At 46.9% G+C, this 7606-nt stretch carries 8 protein-coding genes, 1 pseudogene and 1 riboswitch; of the genes and pseudogenes, 3 read left to right on the top strand and 6 right to left on the bottom strand.

Annotated features, from left to right (window positions below; translation table 11 throughout):
* On the top strand, positions 1-377 hold a 377-nt coding region (locus AC6I5A_RS04250; RefSeq protein WP_034612148.1), incomplete at its 5' end, for a GDSL-type esterase/lipase family protein.
* 7 nt (positions 378-384) lie between these two features.
* On the opposite strand, the gene AC6I5A_RS04245 is transcribed toward AC6I5A_RS04250, so the two are convergent.
* From AC6I5A_RS04245 to AC6I5A_RS04220, 6 genes and pseudogenes are all read right to left on the bottom strand, one after another.
* Positions 385-1038 carry a TVP38/TMEM64 family protein gene (locus AC6I5A_RS04245; protein ID WP_497900483.1) on the bottom strand — a complete coding sequence of 218 codons (654 nt, stop codon included), beginning with the start codon at positions 1036-1038 and terminating at the stop codon, positions 385-387.
* A gap of 258 nt (positions 1039-1296) precedes the next feature.
* On the bottom strand, positions 1297-1794 hold the full coding sequence (locus AC6I5A_RS04240; RefSeq protein ID WP_034612104.1) for an HD domain-containing protein: 498 nt from the start codon (positions 1792-1794) through the stop codon (positions 1297-1299).
* Positions 1795-2040: 246 nt separating this feature from the next.
* A complete protein-coding gene (cobS, locus tag AC6I5A_RS04235) occupies positions 2041-2784 on the bottom strand; it encodes an adenosylcobinamide-GDP ribazoletransferase (protein ID WP_034612102.1) in 744 nt (247 codons plus the stop codon).
* A 5-nt stretch (positions 2785-2789) separates the two neighbouring features.
* Positions 2790-3380 carry a bifunctional adenosylcobinamide kinase/adenosylcobinamide-phosphate guanylyltransferase gene (gene cobU, locus AC6I5A_RS04230; RefSeq protein WP_034612100.1) on the bottom strand — a complete coding sequence of 197 codons (591 nt, stop codon included), beginning with the start codon at positions 3378-3380 and terminating at the stop codon, positions 2790-2792.
* Positions 3381-3432: 52 nt separating this feature from the next.
* Positions 3433-4512 (bottom strand): nicotinate-nucleotide--dimethylbenzimidazole phosphoribosyltransferase, encoded by a 1080-nt coding sequence (gene cobT, locus AC6I5A_RS04225; RefSeq protein WP_034612098.1) that lies wholly within the window; start codon positions 4510-4512, stop codon positions 3433-3435.
* Between the two features lie 109 nt (positions 4513-4621).
* Positions 4622-4797: riboswitch (cobalamin riboswitch) on the bottom strand.
* 31 nt (positions 4798-4828) lie between these two features.
* Positions 4829-5554: pseudogene (locus AC6I5A_RS04220) on the bottom strand (asparagine synthetase B family protein); the annotation flags it as partial.
* A 295-nt stretch (positions 5555-5849) separates the two neighbouring features.
* On the opposite strand from AC6I5A_RS04220, the gene nrdR reads away from it, so the two are divergent.
* On the top strand, positions 5850-6335 hold the full coding sequence (nrdR, locus tag AC6I5A_RS04215) for a transcriptional regulator NrdR (RefSeq protein WP_034612097.1): 486 nt from the start codon (positions 5850-5852) through the stop codon (positions 6333-6335).
* 65 nt (positions 6336-6400) lie between these two features.
* The coding region (locus AC6I5A_RS04210) for a ribonucleotide reductase barrel domain-containing protein (RefSeq protein ID WP_497900484.1) at positions 6401-7606 on the top strand (1206 nt) is incomplete at its 3' end.

Genomic DNA, 7606 nt, shown 5'->3' with positions numbered 1-7606 from the left:
ATTTACTTCATTATCTAAGGAACTCTAATCAATCGATTAACACATTTCAGTTCCCTATGATCTTGGGTAACATGGGCAAAACTCTTGATCAGGCCGGAGAAGTGATAAGGCGACTCAATCCTAAGGCAATTGTAAAAGTAGCCACTCTGTATAATCCCATGCCGGTAGGCCCTTACGCCCAATATAACGAACGTGTACAAGGGGTTATTGACGCTGCCAATGCCATAGTTATCGCTTGGGCAAAACGATATGGGTTTGTGGTGGTTAATTTAGGTCGTGCGCTCAGAGGAAAAGAACGGTATCTAATCGGCCCGGATTACATGCATCCCAACGCGGCCGGGTATCGGGTGATTGCAAAGGCGTTTGCCAGGTATTGAGTTTGTTTTAGCGTAAGTGAGGTGGCTGGGGGAACTTTTTAGAATAATACCAATAGAGTCCCACTGATCCAAACAGGAGAGCGCCGATCGCTAAGGCCAACAATAGCCGACCCGGATGATGTGAGATTCGCCATAAATCATGCCCTACCCAGGATTCCCAAATAATCATGGGAAATTTTCCGAGCAGGGAGGCTAACAAGAACGAAGGAAAGGTCATAAGGGATAAGCCGGCAGCATAATTCACTGCGGCAGAGGGAAGTACCGGAATAAGTCGCGAGAGAAGGACAACGGAAAAGCTATTTCCTCTTAGCAGAGCGCCCCATTTTCCGAGCTTCTTCATCTTTGGCTGCGCCCACTCTTGTCCCAGCGTACGTGCTAGCCAAAAACCCAAAGAGGCGCCTAACAAGCTCCCGCTAAGGGAAAGCATAAAACCACCGATCCACCCGTAAATAATGGTGTTAATCCCTGCCATTAAGACAAACGGCATCACTGGAAAAAGAACCAAAGTCATTATTATAGCAAGGTCAATAAAAATGCTTAATAATCCCCACTGAGTCACGAACGCCTGTAATTCAGCAGGGTGCTGCATCTTAGGATAAAGAAAAATCACTATCGCGAGGGAAATTAGCAACGTCATTAAGGAGAAGTACTTCTTGGTCAACGGTTAACCTCCCTTAAAATAAAAACTGCACCATGCGTGGGTCATCCCTCAAAGAATGACCCTTGTTCTAGTTTAGTGCAGATCTGCGCCGAAAGCTATATGTTTTCGCTGATTCTCAGTGCTTTCTCAATTTTTTAGCACGGCGGAAACTTACAAAGGGTTTTTATCACATGGCTGACAATAAGAAATGACATGCCAGAAAACAAGGCATGTCATACTATTTCGGTCACTAATCAGAGCAGAAAGGGAGTTTTTTATTCACATATGTTTTACCAGACGGAGTGTGGTGTACCGCTCAGAGGATGGGAGGTTGCGTTTGAATTTAAATCTGAATTCCTGGATCGATGCCGCTTTATCAGCGACCATAACGAGAAAAGCTTCCCGGCTCCGGGGCCTGCGAACGGTGAGTGGCCACATATGGCTTAAAATAATATCCTTTTCCTTTTCGCTTAGGATAAAACAACGTTCCGCATTCTCGCAGGCAATACGAGGATGGCGAAAACCATGCCATCTTGCTCCTTCGGGTCTAAGGTGATGCCAATCATATAAGAAAAAGTCATGAAGGAGGGCGCCCCGGGTGATTGCAAAAGTATCTAACTTAAGGGTACTTTCCAGTCGTATTGACCAGTTATAGGCAATTTGAGCGACCCGGAGGGAGTGCTCCAGGGTTGTAAAAGGCCTGTGATGAGTATATGAAGCCAACTGCTTGTATTCATCGTGGTTTAAAATGTTATCAACATGTTCCGCTAAACTCAATCATATCACCTTCCTGGCTAAGTGGGTGTCGTTTCCTTTATCAGAGGTAATTTTTTTGCTTGAAGTTTTAGACTTATAAATAGTTACTTTTTAAGTATACTTTAGAAGTTGAGCGTTGTAAATTAATAGAAACTGGTCATTTTTTCCATCTTAGGAATTTTAGTTTACTTAACACTATCATTTGGTGAATCCGTTACTTGAGTATAGTCATAAACTTCATATTTTGGTTGGATGGAGAGGGTCTTGTCAGGCTTTGCCGAGAAAGGGAAGAGCGGCCAGTAAACACCCAACTTCCGAAAGCTCGATAAACGCTCCGTACAAGTCTCCGGTTAATCCCCCTAAGAGAGAGGAAATTCTGGAGGCAAGCAAGGTCACAGTGATGACACATACTCCAAAGGCGATAAGTCCGGCAAATCCGGAGAGAAAAAAGGAGGCTCCCAAAACTAAGCATCCATTGATAAGAAAAGGAATCCAGCGGGTAGTGTCATGAATACCTTTTCCCAGTCCTTGGGGGCGGGCATAAGGAAACCCGACCACCCCAATCTGAAATACCCAGCGTGAGAGCATGGGCATAACAAGGAGGATGGAAAATTGAGGGGGAGTCAGGCTGGCAAGTAAGGCGAATTTGAGGAGTAATAAGCCGAAGAGGGCCATGCAGGCATGAGCTCCAATTCGGCTGTCCATCATGATCTCCAGAATACGTTCCGGACTCCGGGCGGATAGTAATCCATCCATACTATCCATGAACCCATCAAGATGGAGCCCCCCTGTAAGCATTAACTCAGCAACCAACAAGAGAGCACCTAGAACCAAGGCGGGGAAATAAAGAGTCAACGCTTTCGCCAGAAGCCAAAGGAGTAGTCCTATGATAAGTCCGACCAAGGGGTAATAGCGATAACTTAGTGAAAATTCCTCCGAGGTGACTTCTACTTTGGGTGCAGGTAAAGGGAGCCGGGTCAGAAAGGTAAGGGCAATGAGAAAGCCGCGCAAATTAATCACTCCTTGAGCAGGGAAGCAAGCAGCTTCTCGCCGGGGTGTTTAATCTCCATGGGAAAACCCGCCACGACCAAATAAACCTGATCCGCACTCTGAGCCAGAATTTGATTGCTCCTTCCGGCTAAATCCCGGTAAGCCCGGGCCAAAGGGTACTCAGGAACAATTCCTTGACCTACTTCGTTGGAGACAAAGATGACTTGCGGTTTAATCTCCCGGGTTAGTTGGGCGACGTCCTTTACAGTGTCCAGGATTCGAGGTTCAAGTTCGTTGTTGAATGAATCCTGGTCTTTCGGTGGGTTATCTGCTAAGAGAAGATTGCTTAGCCAGAGCGTGACACAATCGAGAAGAATAACCGCGTCTTCGTCTTTAAGTTGAATCAAGGCAGCGCGAATGTTCCGGGGTTCTTCAATGAGCCGCCAAGTGGACGGACGTTGTTGCCGGTGCTTTTTGATGCGCAGGGCCATTTCTGCGTCCCCTATTTGAGCGGTAGCAATGTAAATGACGGGACGTTTTGCATGAGCGGCAAGAAGTTCGGCAAAGCGGCTTTTGCCACTCCGGGCGCCGCCTGTGATGAGAGTAAATTGAGACAATAGCATTCACCCGCTTCAGTGTTTTAGGATTTGTTAATGAAGAATATGGAAGTTAGATTGACCGTTCGCTGACTCCGGCATCGGCGAAGGTGGACATTTCCTCGAGAATATGAAGGGCAGCTTCAATAAGATGAAAGGTTAAGGCGGCTCCAGTTCCTTCTCCAAGTCTCATATTTAAGTTAAGTACCGGCTCCAGTCCCAGATCAGTTAAGGCTTTACAGTGACCAATTTCTACTGAGTTGTGGGAGGGAATCATAAAGGCGGTGCTTTTTGGGGCAAGTTTCGCGGCTATGAGTGCTCCGGCAGCCGAGATGAGACCGTCGATCACGATAGGGACACGGCTGGCAGCAGCTTGCAGGATCGAACCGGCTATCGCCGCGATTTCTAAGCCTCCTACTTTAGTTAGAACGTCGAGGGCGTCCTGTGGATCGGGCTGATTAATTTCAATTGCTTTTTTAATAGCATGCCGTTTCTTGCTTAATCCGGCGTCATCGAGCCCGGTTCCTCGATCAACGACTGATTCAATGGTGGAATTTGTCAAGAGGGCAATGATAGCTGTGCTGGGGGTCGTATTCCCGATTCCAAGGTCTCCAGTGGCTAAGAGATTATAGCCTGCACGGATTTTTTCATCGGCAATTTCCGCGCCCACCAGCAGAGCTTGCAGAGCTTGTTGACGGGTCATAGCGGGGCCTTTGGTCATATTCCGGGTTCCGTTGGCAACACGTTTGTGGATTATGTCCCCTTCTAAGGGGAAGGCAACTCCGACATCAGTACAAAAAACCTCCGCATTGGCCTGACGAGCTAAAACATTGATGGCAGCGCCGCCACCCAGGATATTGTAAATCATTTGGGAAGTAACTTCTTGGGGAAACGCACTGACTCCTTCGGCGACGACTCCATGATCACCGGCCATTAAGAGGACGGATTTCTTCAGAATTTTAGGATTGGAGGTTCGTTGGATGCCGCCAAGTTGCTTTGCCAAATATTCCAACCGTCCAAGGCTGCCCTGCGGTTTGGTGAGTGAGTCCAGGCGCTTTTCGATCTGCCCAATGCTCTCCTCGTCAAGATCCGTAATGCTTGCTATGAGTGTTTGAAGTTGTGCGTTTAGTTGAGCTGCGGATAAGTTTTGCATGGTTTGATCCCCTCTATTTTGTTATAATTAGTAGAAAAAGTAAAGCCCAGCCACAAATAAACCTGTGGTCGGGACTTTTCCGTCATCACCGCCGCTCCCCAAGTTATGGGAAGACGTAAACATTTAGGCAGGTCTCCTGGCTCTCGAATCATTGCTAAACTCGTAACCTTCCCAGCCAAGGCCAGTGGTTTTACGAAAGCTCATCGAATACAGTGGTGGGTCCGCGTCGGTTTCCAACCGAACTTCCCTATTCTCCCAAAGGGCACCTAAATGACTTTATTTTTCTTCAGCTTAACACAATCATTTTCTTATCTCAAGTACATGTCCTGAAATCAAGAGATCCATCGGTATGGACATTATCAGGTAAGGCCCAGTACCTGCGAATGTACAAACCATTCGCAGAATATAATAGAACATGCCCGGGTTCTAGCTCAGAAATTCCTTTGTGAACACCTGCTCCGGGAGTATGTGCCGGGCCAACAAAGAAGACTTCAGCCGATCCTTCCTGTCCGATATTGGGGGATATATCCGGGTGTTTAAGCAGGGCTTTAAGTTCTGAAGAAAAAACAAGTGAACTTGTTTGTTCGCTGTAAAAGAGAGGCTTAACCCCTAGGCGATCACGCGCCACAAATAACTGCTGTTCTCTACTGTCCCAGATGCCAAAGGCAAATATACCGTTCAAACGCTCAACGCAAGAAGGCCCCCATTCTAAGTAGGAGAGAAGTAAGGCTTCCGTATCAGAATGTCCTTCAAAACGGTAGTTACGACTCAGCAGCTCTTGACGGATTTCCGGTTTGTTATAAAGTACACCAGTATAGATCATGACAAAAGTATTTTCACCTTGTTGGCGAATCATCGGCTGACGGCCTCCTTGGGGGTCAACGCCAACAAGTCTGCGGTGGCCGAAAGCAGCACGAGGGGAAAGCCAGTACCCTTCCGCATCCGGTCCCCGGGGTGTAAGGGCTTGAGTCATACCAACCAGGATATCTTTTTGGAGGGTGAGATTACGTTTCCAATCCACAACACCTACAATACCACACATAAAGAGCCCTCCTTGTATGAAATGATAAGTATTATCAATTACCCTTGGTAGTAATACTCTATGCCCGGTTGAGGAGAGGTGTTCGCGGATACGAGGCTGGGTTATTCAGCCCTTTTGCCGAAATGAAGACAACATAGTATTTCTAAAGACAAGGAAGAAAGAGATACTGGATAAAAATATGTCCTGGGAGAGAAAAAAAGCGTTATATAGACGATAATATAGATTATAAATGAGTTTGACACACAACATATAGTGTGGTTAAATAAAAAACATACTATATGTTGGGGGTGAAGCTGTGCATTGTCCATTCTGCGGCAACGAGGATACTAAAGTTAATGATTCACGTCAGGTGGAAGAGGGCACGGCAGTCCGCAGACGCAGGGAATGTGAACGTTGTTTGCGTCGGTTTACCACCTTCGAAAAATTTGAGGATTCTCCGCTCATTGTGGTTAAGAAAGAAGGACGGCGCGAAGAATTTTCCCGCTCTAAAATGATGTCCGGCATGTTAAGGGCTTGTGAAAAAAGGCCAATTACCATGGAACAAATTGAGGAGGCAGCTTACGCAATAGAAATAATCCTGCGCAACAGTTCGGAGCGTGAGGTGTCGAGTGCTCAGGTGGGGGAAGCTGTGCTGGAACAGCTGTTTGGATTGGATGAAGTTGCCTACATACGTTTTGCTTCCGTCTATCGACAGTTTCAGGATATACAACGTTTTATGGAGGAGTTGCAAGAGCTGATTGCCAAACGGGGAACTATACAGAAGAAGGACAAAATTGAATAGTTATGATGGAACGTTATGATGGAAAGTAATTATGGAAAGTAATGATGGAAAGTTGGGGATTCGCGTTGATTTTCGAAGGACAAGCGCCAAAAACCTGGCTGAACGCTAAGCTTACGCCTAATGCGCAGGTAGTATTGGCAAAACGATATTTAAAACAAGCAGACGGACAAGTGGTTGAAACTGCGGAAGATATGATTTATCGGGTAGCCTGTGTGATTGCAGGAATTGAAGAGGATAAATACGGCAAAAGCCAAAAAGAAACCGAGGCCTTGGCTCAAGAATTTTATACGATGATGGCGAAACTTGAATTCATGCCCAATTCGCCGACCTTGATGAACGCCGGACGGGATCTCGGACAATTGAGCGCTTGTTTTGTTTTGCCGGTTGAAGATAGCATGGAGGAAATTTTTGATGCCATCAAAAATGCCGCGATTATTCATAAATCCGGTGGGGGGACCGGTTTTAGCTTTTCGCGTTTGCGCCCGAAAAATAGCATGGTTCGCTCAACCGGCGGCGTAGCCTCCGGTCCGGTTTCCTTTCTGCGGGTTTTTAATTCCGCCACGGAAGCGGTTAAGCAAGGCGGAACCCGGCGCGGCGCGAATATGGGAATTCTGCGGGTGGACCATCCGGATATTGTGGAGTTTATTCATTGTAAAGAAGAAAATAAAGAGATTACGAACTTTAACATTTCTGTCGGGATCACGGAAGACTTTATGCTGGCTGTCCGTGAAGGACGTTCCTATGATCTCATAGACCCTCATACGGGCGTCTCCGTAGGGAAATTATCTGCACCGGAGATTTTTCATAAAATCGTAGAGCATGCCTGGAAGAACGGAGAACCGGGCATCGTCTTTCTTGACCGTTTAAATGAAGGGAATCCTACTCCTCTGCAGGGAGAGATTGAAGCAACGAATCCTTGTATTACGGGAGATACTTGGATTCTGACAAGCCAAGGCCCGGCCCAAGTAAAAACTGTGTTAGGCCAGGAACTTGAACTGGTTTTAAACGGGGAATATCATCGGACAAGCCCGGAAGGTTTCTTTTCCACCGGGACGCAGTCCATTTTAGCAGTCAAGACAGAGCGGGGTTATGAGCTGAAATTAACCGCGGATCATCTCGTCCGTGTTGCGGAGAAGGTGACCCGCGAACATATTACCGAAAGCTGGAAACCGGCCGGTGAGCTGAAAGCGGGGGACCAACTTCTTCTTTCCAATAACCGGGGTCTGCAGTGGTCCGGTAAGGGGAGTTTTGAAGAGGGTTTTCTTTTAGGC

This window comes from Desulfosporosinus sp. Tol-M2, assembly GCF_059735615.1.
Note: the sequence above shows the minus strand (reverse complement) of the source record. Positions and strands in the feature narration are given on the sequence as shown.

What these genes read in the sequence shown, in the direction of transcription:
- cobT (WP_034612098.1), bottom strand. Translation starts at nt 4,512, where the DNA reads ATGCAAAACTTATCCGCAGCTCAACTAAACGCACAACTTCAAACACTC.